This is a genomic window from Paenibacillus sp. J22R98, from assembly GCF_059383835.1.
The window spans coordinates 679140-695396 of record NZ_JBXENW010000001.1; the positions used below are offsets into that span (position 1 = coordinate 679140).

Annotated in this window: 14 protein-coding genes; 13 read left to right on the forward strand and 1 reads right to left on the reverse strand. The window is 50.2% G+C overall.

Features of this window, described 5'->3' with window-relative positions:
• The first annotated feature begins 21 nt into the window (after window positions 1–21).
• The 3 genes from AC50Y3_RS03135 to AC50Y3_RS03145 are packed head-to-tail and all read left to right on the forward strand — an operon-like array spanning window position 22 to window position 2391.
• On the forward strand, window positions 22–1008 hold the full coding sequence (locus AC50Y3_RS03135) for an aldo/keto reductase (protein WP_494817291.1): 987 nt from the start codon (window positions 22–24) through the stop codon (window positions 1006–1008).
• Between the two features lie 52 nt (window positions 1009–1060).
• On the forward strand, window positions 1061–1579 hold the full coding sequence (locus AC50Y3_RS03140; RefSeq protein WP_494817292.1) for a hypothetical protein: 519 nt from the start codon (window positions 1061–1063) through the stop codon (window positions 1577–1579).
• 26 nt (window positions 1580–1605) lie between these two features.
• Complete coding sequence (locus tag AC50Y3_RS03145; RefSeq protein ID WP_494817293.1) at window positions 1606–2391, forward strand: HAD family hydrolase; 786 nt, start codon at window positions 1606–1608, stop codon at window positions 2389–2391.
• Between the two features lie 80 nt (window positions 2392–2471).
• On the opposite strand, the gene AC50Y3_RS03150 is transcribed toward AC50Y3_RS03145, so the two are convergent.
• Window positions 2472–3008, reverse strand: a complete 537-nt coding sequence (locus AC50Y3_RS03150; protein ID WP_091215710.1) for a 1,2-dihydroxy-3-keto-5-methylthiopentene dioxygenase — start codon at window positions 3006–3008, stop codon at window positions 2472–2474.
• Between the two features lie 192 nt (window positions 3009–3200).
• Here AC50Y3_RS03150 and metH point away from each other — a divergent pair, with 192 nt between their 5' ends.
• The 10 genes from metH (at window position 3201) to AC50Y3_RS03200 (ending at window position 16120) form a co-directional block, all read left to right on the forward strand.
• A complete protein-coding gene (gene metH / locus AC50Y3_RS03155; RefSeq protein WP_494817294.1) occupies window positions 3201–6638 on the forward strand; it encodes a methionine synthase in 3438 nt (1145 codons plus the stop codon).
• Between the two features lie 99 nt (window positions 6639–6737).
• Window positions 6738–7664: a ribonuclease Z gene (gene rnz, locus AC50Y3_RS03160; RefSeq protein WP_494817295.1), complete on the forward strand. Its 927-nt coding sequence runs from the start codon at window positions 6738–6740 to the stop codon at window positions 7662–7664.
• Between the two features lie 151 nt (window positions 7665–7815).
• The gene (locus AC50Y3_RS03165; protein ID WP_494817778.1) at window positions 7816–10062 is read left to right on the forward strand and encodes a DEAD/DEAH box helicase; all 2247 of its coding nucleotides are present in this window, start codon (window positions 7816–7818) and stop codon (window positions 10060–10062) included.
• Entirely contained in the window at window positions 10059–11432 is a 1374-nt protein-coding gene (locus AC50Y3_RS03170; RefSeq protein ID WP_494817296.1) for a ribonuclease H-like domain-containing protein, read from the forward strand. The genes AC50Y3_RS03165 and AC50Y3_RS03170 overlap by 4 nt, the downstream gene beginning before the upstream one ends.
• A 28-nt stretch (window positions 11433–11460) precedes the next feature.
• Entirely contained in the window at window positions 11461–12282 is an 822-nt protein-coding gene (locus AC50Y3_RS03175; protein ID WP_494817297.1) for a TIGR01457 family HAD-type hydrolase, read from the forward strand.
• Window positions 12283–12297: 15 nt separating this feature from the next.
• Window positions 12298–13125, forward strand: a complete 828-nt coding sequence (locus tag AC50Y3_RS03180; RefSeq protein ID WP_494817298.1) for an Fpg/Nei family DNA glycosylase — start codon at window positions 12298–12300, stop codon at window positions 13123–13125.
• Between the two features lie 6 nt (window positions 13126–13131).
• Complete coding sequence (locus tag AC50Y3_RS03185; RefSeq protein ID WP_494817299.1) at window positions 13132–13974, forward strand: deoxyribonuclease IV; 843 nt, start codon at window positions 13132–13134, stop codon at window positions 13972–13974.
• The gene (locus AC50Y3_RS03190; protein WP_494817300.1) at window positions 13971–14276 is read left to right on the forward strand and encodes a cyclic-phosphate processing receiver domain-containing protein; all 306 of its coding nucleotides are present in this window, start codon (window positions 13971–13973) and stop codon (window positions 14274–14276) included. The genes AC50Y3_RS03185 and AC50Y3_RS03190 overlap by 4 nt, the downstream gene beginning before the upstream one ends.
• A gap of 48 nt (window positions 14277–14324) precedes the next feature.
• Window positions 14325–15107, forward strand: coding sequence for an ABC transporter ATP-binding protein (locus tag AC50Y3_RS03195; protein WP_494817301.1), 783 nt, complete (start codon window positions 14325–14327; stop codon window positions 15105–15107).
• Window positions 15104–16120, forward strand: coding sequence for an SAM-dependent methyltransferase (locus AC50Y3_RS03200; RefSeq protein WP_494817302.1), 1017 nt, complete (start codon window positions 15104–15106; stop codon window positions 16118–16120). Before AC50Y3_RS03195 ends, AC50Y3_RS03200 begins: the two co-directional genes overlap by 4 nt.
• Window positions 16121–16257: the final 137 nt, after the last annotated feature.

Sequence of the window (16257 nt, forward strand, 5' to 3'; positions counted from 1 at the left end):
ATTCGAAGGAGGACATGTAGCATGCAATATCGTTTACTGGGCCGCAGCGGTTTGGCCGTTTCGGAGCTTTGTTTAGGTACGATGACGTTCGGTAACACAACGAGTGAGACGGATTCGATAGAGATGATGAATCGTTTCTTCGAGAAAGGCGGCAATTTCCTCGATACAGCGAACGTATATGTATCCGGGCGTTCGGAAGAGATTGTCGGTAAGGCGATTAAAGACAGACGCTCCGAAGTTGTACTCGCCACGAAAGTGAGATTCGCGACCGCGAATCATCCAAACGGCGTCGGGGTTTCCAGAAAGCATATTATGGATGCCGTCGAAGCAAGCTTGAAGAGACTCGATACCGACTATATCGACCTCTACCAAGTGCATGTTTGGGATCACGCTACACCGATTGAAGAGACGCTTCGCGCACTCGATGATCTGGTTACTTCAGGTAAAGTGCGTTATATCGGCTGTTCCAATTTCTTCGCCTGGCAATTAATGAAGTCTTTGTCTACCAGCGATTGGAATCGGTATGTCCGGTTTATCTCCATTCAACCGCAATATAGTTTGGTTAGTCGTGAGATGGATCGCGAAATGCTATCCTTATGTTTGGAAGAGAATGTTGGCATTATCCCATGGGCACCGCTAGGCGGCGGGTTCCTGACAGGCAGGTATACGAAAGAGGAGCCTGTAAGCGGAAGATTAACGTCCAAACAGGGTGAGAGTTCATGGGCAATTCGGGCAAACGAAGGTAACTTTGCCGTGCTTGAAGCTGTGCTAAGCGCTGCAAAGGAGCTGGAGCGAACACCTGCTCAAGTCGCGCTCTCTTGGCTGCTTCAGCGCAAAGGGATTACTTCGCCAATCTTTGGTGCAAGCACTTTGGAACAGTTTGAAGATAATATGGGTGCGATCGGCTGGACGATGCCGGATTCGGTATGGAACAAGCTGGATGAAGTAAGCGCATTGCCTAGCGAATATCCGAACCGGTTTATTGCGAAATTCGCTAGACCCATTTAACTTAACGCAAGATGATTTACAGCGTGTGGAAGATTATGAAGGAGGAACACCCTTGTCAAGATCGTGGGAACGTAAAGTACAGAAGAACCAAGCTCAAATTAACAAACAACGTAAGAAACATGGAAAGGCACCGCTTATGGCTGCCAAATCAAGTGGCGAGAAGCTCGACACCTTTAAAGGAAGAAGCTATTTGATGCCGGCATTCCTGCTGCTGTTCATCCTTTTCTATGTAATCGTGACGGTTACAGCGGATACGTACAAGCAGACTGGCAACATGTTCTGGCTGACCGTAGCTTGTTATGTCATCCTAGCATTGCTATTCACGCTGCGCCGTCCGTATCTATCGGTTGGCAGTGACTTTATTCGCTCCCGCCGGTTCACCGGCGATCGCTCGATCAATGTGAACAACATAAAGGCCATTACCTCGCAGAAGGGGTACATAGTCGTTGAGCAGCATAAAGGCGGCAACTGGGTGTTCTCGCGTGTGATGAACCGTTTCCCGACGGAGCAAATGTCGGAGCGTCTGCGGACTTTCTCCGCGCAGCATGGGATTTCGTTTACTGAAAAATAATTCAGAAGTGGAGTGCAGACACGATTATGGCTAAGCAAGCAGTCTTATTTGATCTCGACGATACCCTATTATGGGATGACCGCAGTGTGCAGGAAGCATTCGATGCGACCTGCCAAACCGCGGCAGCACAAACCGGAGTAGATGCGAAAAGCTTGGAAGAAGCCGTTCGCCGCGAAGCTCGTGCGCTCTATGAGTCTTATGAAACGTTCCCATTTACCAAAATGATCGGCATCAATCCGTTTGAGGGGCTGTGGGCGAACTTTCTGGAAGGGGAACAAGATGAGTTCCGCCAGCTCCAGCAGCTCGCTCCGGCCTATCGCCGTGAAGCATGGACACGCGGCCTGAAGGCGCTGGGCGTGGACAATGCTGAGCTTGGCGCTCAGCTCGCTGAACAGTTCCCGGCTGAACGTCGCAGCCGTCCTTATGTATACGAAGAGACGTTTGCAATCTTGGATCAGCTGAAAGGAAAGTACAAGCTCCTGCTGCTGACGAACGGATCTCCTGATCTGCAACGTGAGAAGCTGGCTGGCGTTCCGGCGATCGTGCCTTATTTTGATCATATTATTATTTCCGGTGAATTTGGCCAAGGCAAGCCGGCTGCTGCGATCTTCCATCATGCCCTAGAGCGTCTCGGCGTTGAACCAGAGCATGGCATTATGGTAGGAGACAAACTCACAACGGATATTCTGGGTGCCAATACGATCGGCATGACATCCGTTTGGATTAATCGCCACGGCATGACGCGTTCCGATGAAATTATTCCTTCGCATGAAATTAAGCATCTGGAAGAATTGCTGCCTTTGCTTCTCTAATTCGGAGGCATGCAGCACTTATAGAAGCATAACAAAGAAGACCCGTCCGAGGACGGGTCTTCTTATTTCGATACAGGTTATTATGCGAAAGCAGGATCTTCGATATTGTGAGCGACCCAGCCGTCTTTCTCAATAAAGAGGCGAACAGCGATAATTTCGCGGTTGTCCATCAGCGTGAAGAAATGCGCTTTGTTCTCTGGCACAGAGATAACATCGCCAGCTTCGAGCTCAACATCGAAATAACCGGTTTCTTCGTCACCTTTAATAATGAAGATACCGCGTCCGGACACGATGCCGCGGATTTCATCTTCGGTATGGATGTGGATCTGCTCAAACTTCTTCAGCAATTCCTCGATGTTCGGAGTAGCATCGGAGAGCGAGATAACATCCCAAATTTTGTAGCCGCGACGTGCTGCAAGATCGCGGATTTCATCGTCGTATGTGCTAAGGATCGTTTGCTTCTCTTCATCATTCAAGACAAATTTGTTATGAAGTTCCGTTGGAAGCTTGCTTGCGTCCCAGTGCTCATAAAGTACTTCTTGCTTCTCTAGAAAGGCGCGGACGTTCTCTTCGCCGGAGATGCGCTCATCCGTGCTGCGAATTCGAATTTCTGCCATCGAATAATCCCTCTTTTCACAAAAATCGTAATTCCGATCAGAATAATTATAGAACAAAACGATTGACCTGAAAAGGTTCTTTGCACGCGCGGTGAATTCTGGTAGAGTATAGGGAAATGATTTTTGCTGAATCGACCACGCCTAGACTAAAAAAAGGCAGTGAGTTGGATTATCGGAAGGGAAGTGCATCTTTTGACGAAACCGACAATGCAGGACATGCTCGCAAAACGAATTCTCATCCTCGACGGGGCGATGGGCACGATGATTCAACAGGCGGATCTGGGACCGGATGATTTTGGCGGCGAAGACCTGGACGGCTGTAATGAAATGCTCGTTCTGACACGTCCCGATGTGATCCAAGGCATCCATGAAGCTTACTTAGCTGCGGGTGCAGATATTCTCGAAACCAATACGTTCGGCGCGACGAGCGTCGTTCTTGCTGAATATGATATTCCGGGGAAAGCAAGAGAGATCAACCTTGCCGCGGCTTCTCTTGCCCGTGCAGCTGCGGACAAATACTCCACTCCGGACAAGCCTCGTTACGTAGCCGGAGCTCTGGGACCTACTACGAAGACGCTGTCTGTAACAGGCGGAGTTACGTTCGACGAGCTGGTAGATAGCTATTATGAGCAAGCCATCGCACTCATCGAAGGCGGCGTTGACGCCATGCTGCTGGAAACTTCACAAGATACACTAAACGTGAAGGCCGGCACAATCGGAATTCATAAAGCTTATGAAGCAACAGGCATTACGCTTCCTCTCATGATTTCCGGTACGATTGAGCCAATGGGCACGACACTTGCCGGACAGAATATTGAATCCTTCTATATTTCGCTTGAGCATATGAAGCCAATCTCGATTGGACTTAACTGTGCGACAGGCCCGGAGTTTATGCGTGACCATATTCGTTCGCTCTCCGCGATTTCGCACGCTGCCGTCAGCTGCTACCCGAATGCCGGTTTGCCGGATGAAAACGGGAAATATCATGAGTCACCGGAATCATTGGCTAGAAAAATCGCTGATTTCGCCGAACAGGGTTGGATTAATATCGCTGGCGGCTGCTGCGGCACAACGCCGGATCATATCCGCGCCATGGCCGACACACTGGCGAATTACGCGCCGCGTACGAAGCCGGGTGAGCATCCACCGGCAGTTTCCGGTATTGAGACGGTTTATATTGAAGAAGAAAACCGCCCGATTATGATCGGGGAGCGTACAAACATTTCCGGATCACGGAAATTCAAACGACTCATTAAAGAAGAGAAGTATGATGAAGCGTCCGAAATTGCCCGTGCACAAGTAAAAGGCGGCGCGCATGTTATTGATATCAACCTGCAGGATACAGATATCGATGAAGCGAATGCCGTTCATAAATTTCTGCCTGAAGTTGTGAAGAAGATTAAAGTACCGCTCATGCTCGATTCCACCTACGACCATATTATTGAGCTGGGCTTGAAGTATTCCCAAGGGAAAGCGATCATCAACTCCATTAACTTGGAGGATGGTGAATCCAAGTTCGAGAAAATCCTCCCGCTCATACATCGCTATGGGGCAGCGGTTGTTTGTATTCTTATCGACGAGCGTGGACAAGCGGTTTCGCGCGAAGCGAAGATGGAAGTGGCAACTCGTTCGTATGAGCTGCTTACCGAGAAATACGGCATGAACCCGGAAGATATTATTTTTGACCCGAATATGTTCCCTGTTGGATCCGGTGACCCGCAATACATCGGTTCAGCAGTTGAAACTATCGAAGGCATTAAGATGATTAAAGCGAAGTATCCGAAGGCGAAGACGATTCTCGGTCTAAGCAACATCTCGTTCGGGTTGCCGGATGCTGGCCGCGAAGTGCTTAACTCTGTCTATCTGTATCACACGACGAAGGCTGGCCTTGATTATGCAATCGTGAATACGGAGAAACTGGAGCGGTATGCATCCATTCCGGAAGAAGAGCGCCGTCTGGCTGAAGAATTGATCTACAATACGAACGATGAGACGTTGGCGGCATTCGTTGCAGCCTTCCGTGAGAAGAAAGTTGTGAAGAAAGAGAAGATTTCGACATTGACGCTTGAGGAGCGCCTTGCTTCTTATGTTGTCGAAGGCACGAAGGAAGGGCTCTATCCGGATCTTGATGAAGCGTTGAAGAAATATTCACCGCTAGAAATCATCAACGGCGCGCTGATGAGAGGGATGGAGGAAGTCGGACGGTTGTTCAATGGGAATGAGCTGATCGTGGCAGAGGTGCTGCAGAGCGCCGAAGTGATGAAAGCTTCCGTTACGTATCTTGAACCGTTCATGGAGAAGAATGAAACGGCGGTTAAAGGTAAAATCATACTGGCAACCGTTAAAGGTGATGTCCATGATATCGGTAAAAATCTGGTCGAAATCATCTTATCCAACAATGGTTACAAAATTATTAACCTAGGCATTAAAGTGCCGCCTGAACAAATTATTGAAGCCTACCGCAAAGAGCCGGTAGATGCGATCGGTCTCTCGGGTCTTCTCGTGAAATCGGCGCAGCAGATGATCTTGACCGCGCAGGATTTGCGCAGTGCAGGCATTGACGCTCCGATTCTGGTTGGAGGCGCGGCACTGACTCGTAAATTCACGAAGCATCGGATCGGACCTGAATATGACGGTTTAGTGCTCTATGCAAAGGATGCCATGGATGGTTTGGACATCGCCAACAAGCTGATGGACAAAGAACATCGTCTCGTCTATGAGGAGGAAATGGCTGCTCTCAAAGCTTCCGGCTACTTGGAAGAAACGGAGAAGAAGCCGCTCCCTGAGCTGACCCGTGCAGTGAAATCGAATGTTTCCAAGGATGCGCCGGTATATATCCCGCCGGATACAGAGCGTCATGTTCTGCGCAATGTGCCGATTCCGCATATCGTGCCATATATAAATATGCAAATGCTGCTTGGCCATCATTTGGGCTTAAAGGGTAATGTGGACACGCTTCTTGCTGAAGGCAATGAGAAGGCTGTGAATTTGAAGGAAACCGTTGACGGGCTGCTCGCAGATGCTGCAAAAGGATTATTGAAAGCCAATGGCATGTATCGTTTCTTCCCCGCGCAATCATCGGGCAACGATATCATTATTTACGACCCGAGCCAGCCCGGTGTTGAAATCAAACGTTTCACGTTCCCGCGTCAGCAAGTCGAGCCCTACCTCTGCTTGGCGGATTTCTTGAAATCCGTGGAGAGCGGCGTGATGGATTACGTCGGCTTCCTCGTTGTAACAGCAGGTGAAGGCGTAAGAGAGAAAGCAACCGAGCTGAAAGACAATGGCGACTACTTGCGCTCCCATGCCCTGCAGTCTGTTGCACTTGAGGTTGCGGAAGCCATGGCAGAGCGCGTCCATCATTTGATGCGCGATACTTGGGGTTTCCCGGATCATCCGGAGATGACGATGAAACAGCGTCATGGCGCTAGATATCAAGGTATTCGCGTTTCGTTCGGTTATCCGGCTTGTCCGAATCTGGAAGATCAACAGCCGTTGTTCGAGCTGATGAAACCGGAGGATATCGGCGTGCAATTGACAGAAGGCTTCATGATGGAGCCGGAAGCATCTGTTTCCGCAATGGTATTCGCCCATCCGGAAGCGCAGTATTTCAACGTAGAGAAAGCGTAACAGATAGCATAGGTACCCTCCGAACTTGCGTGTTAAGACGCAGCTTTGGAGGGTATTGTTATAGATAGCATAAGGATGGAGATTGGAGGGAGCATGCATATGCAGCTCACGTTTCTCGGTACAAGCGCAGGAAGACCAACGAAAACACGCAATGTTACTTCCATTGCTCTATGTCTCCCTGAACCGCATTGCGGGTTCTGGTTGTTCGATACCGGCGAAGGCACGCAGCATCGGCTGCTGCACGGCGGATTGAAGTTAAATAAATTGGAACGAATCTTTATTACCCATTTACACGGCGATCATCTCTATGGATTGCCGGGCCTATTAAGCAGCAGGACGTATTTTGAAGGGGCAGGTCCGCTTCAGATCTATGGTCCGGCCGGTTTGAAAGACTATTTGAACGTTATTTTCCTCCACAGCGGAGTTCATCTTGGTTATGAGCTTGAAGTGATTGAGGTTACAGCAGGTGAGGTTGCAGCGGATGATCGATTCCTCGTGGAGGCAGCCGAGCTGGATCATCGGTTACCATGCTTCGGTTACCGGATTACCGAGCGTCCGCAGCAGGGGCAGCTTAATCTGGCGCGGCTAACAGAACTAGGCGTGCGGCCGGGGCCATTATACGGCAAACTGAAACGCGGTGAATCCATTACGCTGGAGGATGGTCGTACCATTTCTTCGGCAGATGTAGTAGGTCCGCAGCTGCCGGGACGGATTGTTACCATTCTCGGCGATACAACTCCTTGCGATAATGCGATTCTTCTGGCGAAGGATGCTGATTTGCTTGTCCATGAAGCGACCTTCGCAGGCGGGATGGAGGAGAAAGCGGCAGCTTACGGCCATTCCACGATTCGCCAAGCCGCCGAGATTGCGGCCGCAGCCGGGGTCAAGCGGTTGGTAGTCACCCATTTCAGCTCAAGGTTCGACGATGAAGCAGTAGCGGAGCTGGTTGCCGATGCACGGACAATTTTCCCTCAGACAGATGCAGCGTTTGATTATGCAGAGTTCCAAGTAAAGCGTTCCATCTAAAGCATCTATGGTGGCAAATGAAAGAAGCCGTCCGAGCGCAAGCTGCGACAGGGCGGCTTCTTTCATTTGTTAAAAATAGGGCTTTTTTTATTTGAACGCAAGCGGTTATAATGAGGGGAACAGTCGTTCTATCACGGGGGTTATGATTATGATTCGCAAGAAAAATCTTTCCGAACTTATACAGGAATTAAAAGTGAATGAGAATGTCATCAACTGGCACGAAGTTGAACCAATAGAAGCTAGAACCAAACCTATGCCCGAGAGCGTAGATCCAAGAATTAAAGCGGCTTTAGGGAAACGAGGCATTGAAGAGTTATACAGCCATCAGCACACCGCCTACGAAACCATTCGTAAAGGTGAGAATATGGTCGCGGTAACCCCGACTGCATCAGGGAAAACGCTTTGCTATAACCTCCCCGTATTACAGTCTATTGCCGAGGACGACGCCAGTCGTGCGTTATATTTGTTCCCTACCAAAGCGCTGGCGCAGGATCAGAAGAGTGAACTGAACGAAATTATTGCCGAAATGGGAATCGACATCAAAAGTTTCACCTATGACGGTGACACTTCCCCGGAAATTCGGCAAATTGTAAAGAGTGTCGGCCATATCGTGATTACCAATCCGGATATGCTTCACTCCGCCATTCTTCCGCATCATACGAAATGGATCAGCTTATTCAGCAATCTCAAATATATCGTCATTGACGAACTGCATACATATCGAGGCGTCTTCGGCAGTCATGTTTCCAATGTCATTCGAAGGCTTCAGCGAATTTGCAAGTTTTACGGCAGTGATCCGATTTTCATCTGTACCTCGGCGACAATCGCGAATCCGAGGGAGCTGGCTGAACAGCTTACAGGTAAACCGATGCGCTTGGTTGACGATAACGGTGCGCCGAGGGGAAGGAAGCACTTTGTTTTTTATAATCCTCCAATTATCAATAAACCTCTTAATCTACGAAAAAGTGCAACGGTAGAAGTGAATCAATTAGCTAAGCAATTTCTGGCCAATAAAGTGCAAACGATCGTTTTTGCCCGCAGTCGAGTAAGAGTAGAACTCATTCTAAGTCATCTTCAGGAATTAGTGAAAAATGAACTGGGCGGGAAATCCATTCGAGGATATCGAGGCGGCTACTTACCCAATCAGCGTCGAGAAATCGAACGAGGATTAAGGAACGGGGAAATCGTAGGCGTCGTAAGTACGAACGCGCTGGAACTCGGCGTAGATATCGGGCAGCTTCAAGTCTGCATCATGTCGGGTTATCCCGGCAGTGTCGCGAGCACTTGGCAGCAAGCAGGTCGTGCCGGAAGACGTCATGGCGAGGCATTGGTCGTAATGGTAGCCAGCAATACGCCGATCGATCAATATATCGTGCAAAATCCTGATTATTTCTTCGAACGATCCCCGGAATCGGCGCGCATTAACCCGGAGAATTTATTGATTCTGGTTGACCATTTGCGATGTGCGGCTTACGAGCTTCCGCTCAAATTGGGGGAAGAATTCGGGCCGCTGGAGATCACGGACATACTGGAATATTTGGTAGAAGAAAGAGTGCTTACCCAAGCCGGAGGGGCATTCTACTGGGCGAATCAATCATTTCCTGCCCACGAAGTGAGCCTGCGCTCAGCAGCACAAGAAAATGTCGTCATTATCGACCAATCCGAAAGAGGCAATGTTAAAATTATCGGCGAGATGGACAGATTCAGCGCCATGACTCTCTTGCATGATGAAGCTATTTATTTGCATGAAGGGGTACAGTTTCAAGTAGAGAAACTGGACTGGGAGCATAAGAAAGCTTATGTTCGAGAAGTAGATGTCGAGTATTATACCGACGCCAATCTGGCGGTTAAGCTAAAGGTCTTATCCATCGATTTATCGAAACAAAGGAAATCGACTTCCATCCATTACGGCGACGCGGCTGTCAATGTCATGGCTACGATGTACAAAAAAATCCGTTTATCCAGTTTCGAGAACATCGGATACGGGCCAATCAAGCTGCCTGAGGAAGAACTGCACACCAGCGCTACTTGGGTAGAGATCAATGAGGTTGACCCTACGATCGAAACGAAAACACTGGAACAGCTGCTTATGGGAATAGCCCATGTGATTAGGCACATTGTGCCAGTTCATGTCATGTGCGACCGAAGCGATATCCATGTCGTTTCTCAGATTAGGGCCGAACATTCGCAGCTGCCAACGATATTCATCTATGACCATTACCCAGGCGGTATCGGGCTAGCGGAAGACGTTTATAAGAGATTCGATGATATTAAAGCAGCCGCCAAAAATCTAATACAGAAATGCCCTTGCGATGCGGGCTGCCCTTCCTGTATTGGTACGGAAATCGTAGGCATGAATGCGAAGAAAAAATCGCTGTTCATATTGGAGGGATTATGAGCGGGCTAAGGGATCGATTGCTGCGGCTGAAGAATGCGCAGGTTGCTCAGGAAGAACGATTAGCCGGTATGGTTACGCATGCCGATATGCCTATTGTTGCTGATGGTGAAGAAGCACCTGTCAACCAAAGTGATGAGAAGGCTGAAACTGCGTCTGTCGGGGTTGTCTCAGTAGTTGACGCCGATGATGACACGCTATCTTCGGATTGGGATGAGCTAGGCGTACGCATCGTGCAATCGACGGAAGGCGCATTTCTTGTACGGGAAATCCGCTATCCCTTGACGCATAAGCATGGGCTTCATGAGTTGCTCGAACTCACCGATGCTCAGATCAACCTTGATGCATTTCGCAAACCCGATTCCGTTGACCTTGGTTATACCAATCTGCTGTTTCTTGATTTAGAAACCACCGGACTCGGTGTGGGAGCGGGAAATGTCCCTTTCATGGTAGGACTCGCTTATTTGCAGGATGATGTGTTCATTGTGGAGCAAATGCTCATTCGTCATCCGGCAGAGGAACGGGCGATGATCGGCTATTTATGCAATCTGCTTCCCAGCTTCACCCATTTAGTCACGTACAACGGTCGGACATTCGACTGGCCTGTCTTATACAATCGGTTTATCCTCAACGGCTTCCGCACCTTCAAATGGGAGCCCATCCATATTGATTTATTGCATCCCTCCAGGTCTGTCTGGCGAAACACGCTTGTCTCATGCCGCTTAAGCCATGTGGAAGAAGAACGTCTTGGCATTACCAGACTTGACGATGTGCCGGGTTCTCTTGCACCGGCAATCTATTTTCAGTATTTAGCTGACAGGAAGCCTGAGCCGCTGCTCGGCGTATTTCAACACAATGAAATCGATATGCTCTCGTTGGCTGCACTCGCGATCCGGTTTGGCCACTTGCTTGGCGGAAGAATAGGAACGGGAACGGTTCCGATGCCGGAGGAAGCGGAGGAATTGTTGCGTACAGGACTTTGGCTGGAGAAAATGGGAAAACCGGACCTTGCTGAGCCGCTGTATGCAGCCGCAGCCCAGCATCCTCGTCCAACGCTCAAAGGCTTGTGTTTACTGGCGGAACGAGACAAGAAATGTGGAAATTGGCAGCGTGCTGTGGTATTGTGGCAGAAGGCTGTAGATGAAGCGGCACAGGCCGCTTGGCCGGATTATGAAGCGCATATTGAGCTTGCGATGTATTATGAGCATAAGACGAAGCAGCTGGATGAAGCTCTTATTCTGGCTGAAACAGCATTAGCAATTGCCCAGCGACGCCTTTCAGGCTTGCGAATTAAGGGGAATCGGCGCACAGAGCTTGATGGACTTCGCAAACGGATCGACCGTTTGCGCATAAAGATAAACAAAAAACAATAACAGCAGCAAAGTAGAGGAGTGGACATCCATGAGCGTCAATTCGCTTCGCGGTCTGCTCATTGATTTGGACGGAACGATGTACCATGGCGGCATTATGATTCCGGGAGCAGATGCGCTTATCGCGGCGCTGCGTCGGCTAGACATTCAATTCTTATTCGTAACGAACAATTCATCGGCTACGCCTGAGGCTTTCGCCGATCGCCTAAGCGTGATGGGAATTCAGACGAATCCTTCTGAAGTATGTACTTCGGCGCAAGGGGCTGCGGCTTATATCGCGGAGCGGCAACCAGGTGCACGAGTGCATGTCATCGGAGAGCATGGCCTTCGAACAGCCCTTCAGGATGCAGGCTTGCAGCTGGTAGAAGAAGAGCCGGATATCGTCGTGCAGGGAATCGATAAACAGCTTACCTATGACAAAGTAGCCAAAGCGGTCTCTTTTATTCGCGGGGGCGCAAGCTATATTTTGACGAATCCGGACTTGCTTGTGCCTGCAGAACATGGTCTGGTTCCGGGGGCAGGTTCGATTGGAGCAATGCTGCGTGCGGCATCCGGTGTTGAACCTGTCGTAATCGGGAAACCATCGGCGATCTTAATGGATTTTGCACTGAAACGTTTGGGACTTCAAGCATCCGAGACGTGGATGATCGGCGATAATCCGGCTACGGATATCGCAGCAGCGCAAGCGGTAGATTGTCCGTCGATCCTTGTTTTAACCGGGCTCGCAACAGGCGACAATTATAAGGAACTGCTTGCGTCAGCCGGGTGTGAGGCAACGGTCATTATCGATAACCTACATACATTGCAGCAGTTTATAGGCGATCAGCTGGCGAGTGGTCAGCAGAGCCGTTAGGAAGGAAGAAGCACGATGCCGGAATGGCCGGAAATGGAACATTATCGCAAGATGCTGGCGGAGCGAATCTCTGGTCAGCCGATTATGAATGTGCAGGTGACGCGACAGAAGTCAATCAACGTTCCCGTGGAAACCTTCGAGCAGGAGTTGATCGGGAGAACCGTCTGGTTCGTGGAGCGTCGCGGCAAAATGTTGATCCTGCATCTGGATAACGGGAAACGTCTGCTGCTGCATCTGATGCTGGGCGGTATGATCCGCTTTGAAGCGCGCGGTATCGATCCCGAGCAACGGACGGATCGCACCGTGCAGGTTACGATTGGTTTTCCGCAAGGGGAGCTATGCTTTATTGGATTGCGCCTAGGTTACATCCATCTGCTGACCGTCAAGGAAACGATCGCGCGTTTAGCCGATCTTGGACCGGAGCCGTTCGATAAATGGCTGACGCTGGAGAAATTCAAGGAACGTTTCAAAGGGCGCAGAGGTTCCCTGAAGACAGCGCTTGTCGAACAGCGCGTCATTGCAGGGATCGGCAACTGCTATGCAGATGAAATTGCCTTTGAAGCGAGAATTCGCCCGGATGCGAAGATAGCTGCGATTGAACCTGAATCATGGGAACGAATCTACAACGCTATGCACAAGGTGCTCCAATCGGCATTAGCTCATGGCGGTTACATGGAGATGCCGCTCACGAATGAGGATACCGTAACCGGCGGTTACAATAACCAGTGTCTCGTTTACGATCGCGGCGGAGAGCCTTGCTTGAACTGCGGGGGGACCATAGTTCAAGAAGAGATTAACTCGCGTAAGATGTTCTACTGTCCCGTTTGTCAGAAGGATAGGTAGACGCCGATGCGGACCGGATTTCACGTTTCCACCAGAGGCGGTTACAAGGAAGCGGCAAGAAGAGCGGCAGCGTACGATGCTGTCGCTTATCAATATTTTCCGAAAAATCCCCGAAGCCTTTCCGTCAAAGAGATTGACTACAGTGAAGCGAAGCGGTGTGCAATATTCTGTGAGGAGCGGGGGATTGTATCCATTGCCCATTCTCCTTACCCCACTAACGTGGCGGCCGAAGATGCCGAGCATCGCGTGAGAACCGTAGAGTCGCTGCTAAATGATCTCGCTATTGCCGAAGCATGCGGTTCGCTTGGGGTCGTGGTGCATTTTGGCGTCTATAAAGGACCGGATCCATTGGAGGGCTACCGCAATGCAGTCGTTACTTTAAGCGCGGTTACTTCGCAGTGGAACGGTAAAGCAAAGCTGCTCATCGAGAACCAGTCCGGCGAGCATACCTTCATGGGCACCACGATGGAGGAGCTGGCTCAAATTCGCAACCTATGTGTAGATCCGCACAAAATCGGCTTTTGCCTGGATACCTGTCACCTCTTTGCCAGCGGAGTATGGGATGGAAGTCCTGACGCAGCGTGGATGGACAAAGCTCATGAGCTTGGTGTCATTTCAGAATTGGTTGCCATTCATCTGAATGATTCCGTCTATCCAAGCGGTGATAAGCGAGACCGCCATGCGAGAATCGGTGAAGGTTATATCGGTGAGGCTGGCCTAACTTGGCTGCTGCGTCACCCGCTGCTGAAGCAAGTTCCATTCGTGCTGGAAACGCCATCCGGGGAAGATGGTACGCACAGGGGGCAGCTGGAGCTGATCCAACGGTTAGGAGGGGAGAGCGAAGCATGATTAACGTATATTTAGACGATTATCGTCCGTGCCCGCAGGGCTTTGTCCTTGCTAAGACGGCTGCCGAATGCATCCTTCTGCTGCAGCATGAGGAAGTGGATATCCTCTCGCTTGACTTCGAACTTGGCTGGGGGCAGCCGAATGGACTAGCCGTTGCAGAATATATCGTAACGAGCGGCCGTTATCCGCGATCCTGTTACTTTCACACGTCCAGCCTTGCTGGCAGAATGCAAATGGTGCATTTATTAACCCAGCATGCGCCGCTGGATATTCAAATTCATAACGGTCCAATGCCTGCCTAGAGCAGGCAGCTCAGATCATCTAGATGTGAACTCCTGGGAGGGAAAACCATGATTACGTTGAAAGATATAACGTTTCGCCGTGAAGAAAGGCAAATCCTTGACGGCGTCAATCTTCAAATCAACAAAGGGGAGCACTGGGTTATACTAGGCCGAAACGGCTGCGGTAAAACGACGTTACTGGAAATGATGACCGGCTACCAGTTCCCTTCTTCTGGAACCGTGGATGTACTCGGCAATCGCTTCGGGGAATGCGATGTTCGGGAAGTTCGCAAGCTTGTCGGCTATATCAGTCAATCGGTTATCGAGAAGCTGACGCTGCGTGACCCGGTCTGGGAAGTAGTTGCGACAGGGGAATACGCGTTTCTGCGTTTCTACCAAACAATCGATGAAGAGGTGCGTCAGAAGGCGCTGCGACTCCTAGATGAAGTGGGCTTGCTGTACACGGCAGATCAAACATTGGCCACTCTCTCGCAGGGAGAGCGGAAGAAGGTGATGCTCGCACGTGCGCTGATGTCCAATCCGAAGCTGCTTATTATGGACGAGCCATGCGCGGGCTTAGATTTATACGAGCGTGAGAAACTGCTTCTCGATCTAAACAGACTAAGTGAGCGCGATATTACCGTTGTGTATGTTACGCATCATATGGAAGAAATCATACCGCTATTTACTCATGTGGCGTTAGTGCAGGACGGACGCATTGTAGCTGCGGGTCCGAAGAAGGAAGTGCTTAGTCCGGAGTGGCTAAGCCGTGCGTACGACTGGCCGGTGGCCGTAGAATGGGCCGATGACCGGCCATGGATTCGAGCATTATCAGGAGGCAAACAGCAGTGAGTCATTGGATTGGAACAGCTAATCATGGTTTTGCGTCGCTTGCAATGGAAGAGCTTCGTAGGCAAATTAACGGCATCAAATTTACGCAGCTTATCGCAGGCGAAGTATTCAAGATGGAGGTTCCGTTAAGCAGAGAAGAAATGCTGGATCTTATCCAGACAAATGAACCGATCTTCTTAAGGCATTTACAGCCGATTGATCGCGCATTGCCGATCCATGGAAATGCCGATGATTTGCAGGCGCTGTCGGAGCTGATGCGCAGCGCAAGAATGCGCTGTGAGGAAGGGACGACGGCTATCCATCTCAGACGAATGGATGGAACGCCGTTCATCTACTCTGCTGCTGACACGAAGGCAGTGCTGGATGCTGTGATCATGGAGCTGGGCGGAGAAACGACGATGCAATCCCCGGAGCAAATTTTCTCCATCTTTGCAGCGTCCGAGGAGCTGTATGTGGGCTGGGGTACGCCTGCCGAGCAACTGTCGGATTGGCCGGGCGGCGCGGTACGGTTTCAACGTGAGGAAGGTCAGATTTCGCGGGCGAAGTTTAAACTTCTTGAAGCGGAGCGGGCTTTTAAAGTTTACTTCGAAACGTTCCGTGAAGCGCTTGATATCGGAGCTGCGCCAGGCGGATGGACGCATCTGCTGCTTGAGCGCGGACTGCGCGTGACGGCGATTGACCCTGCAGAGCTGCACCCAACGCTGGCAGCTTACCCGCGTCTTACGAAGATGAAGAAGAACGCGTCGGATGTGAACTTCCCGGCGAACACGTTTGACTTGCTCGTGTGCGATATGAGCTGGAGTCCGATGCAGATGGCGAAGCTTGTATTGGAGAAAACGGATGCGCTCACAGATGGCGCAACGGCGATCATTACAATTAAGCTAATGCATAAGAAGCCGCTGCAGACGATTCGCGACGTGATCTCCAAGCTGGAATCGGCATTCGAGTTGAAGAAAGCGAAGCAATTGTTTCACAATCGCGACGAAATTACGTTATACTTAGTGAAACGGTAGAAGGTACGATAGATCGATGAACGATTACCGATTATCGCTCGCCGATTACCTTGTTTACAACCACACTTAAACATTTCAAGATACGGGAAAGCATCCCGAATGAACAGACCAGGTCTGTACGTTCGAGGTGCTTTTTT

What these genes read in the sequence shown, in the direction of transcription:
- AC50Y3_RS03135 (WP_494817291.1), top strand. Translation starts at nt 22, where the DNA reads ATGCAATATCGTTTACTGGGCCGCAGCGGTTTGGCCGTTTCGGAGCTT.
- AC50Y3_RS03145 (WP_494817293.1), top strand. Translation starts at nt 1,606, where the DNA reads ATGGCTAAGCAAGCAGTCTTATTTGATCTCGACGATACCCTATTATGG.
- AC50Y3_RS03150 (WP_091215710.1), bottom strand. Translation starts at nt 3,008, where the DNA reads ATGGCAGAAATTCGAATTCGCAGCACGGATGAGCGCATCTCCGGCGAA.
- rnz (WP_494817295.1), top strand. Translation starts at nt 6,738, where the DNA reads ATGCAGCTCACGTTTCTCGGTACAAGCGCAGGAAGACCAACGAAAACA.
- AC50Y3_RS03170 (WP_494817296.1), top strand. Translation starts at nt 10,059, where the DNA reads ATGAGCGGGCTAAGGGATCGATTGCTGCGGCTGAAGAATGCGCAGGTT.
- AC50Y3_RS03175 (WP_494817297.1), top strand. Translation starts at nt 11,461, where the DNA reads ATGAGCGTCAATTCGCTTCGCGGTCTGCTCATTGATTTGGACGGAACG.
- AC50Y3_RS03180 (WP_494817298.1), top strand. Translation starts at nt 12,298, where the DNA reads ATGCCGGAATGGCCGGAAATGGAACATTATCGCAAGATGCTGGCGGAG.
- AC50Y3_RS03185 (WP_494817299.1), top strand. Translation starts at nt 13,132, where the DNA reads ATGCGGACCGGATTTCACGTTTCCACCAGAGGCGGTTACAAGGAAGCG.
- AC50Y3_RS03190 (WP_494817300.1), top strand. Translation starts at nt 13,971, where the DNA reads ATGATTAACGTATATTTAGACGATTATCGTCCGTGCCCGCAGGGCTTT.
- AC50Y3_RS03195 (WP_494817301.1), top strand. Translation starts at nt 14,325, where the DNA reads ATGATTACGTTGAAAGATATAACGTTTCGCCGTGAAGAAAGGCAAATC.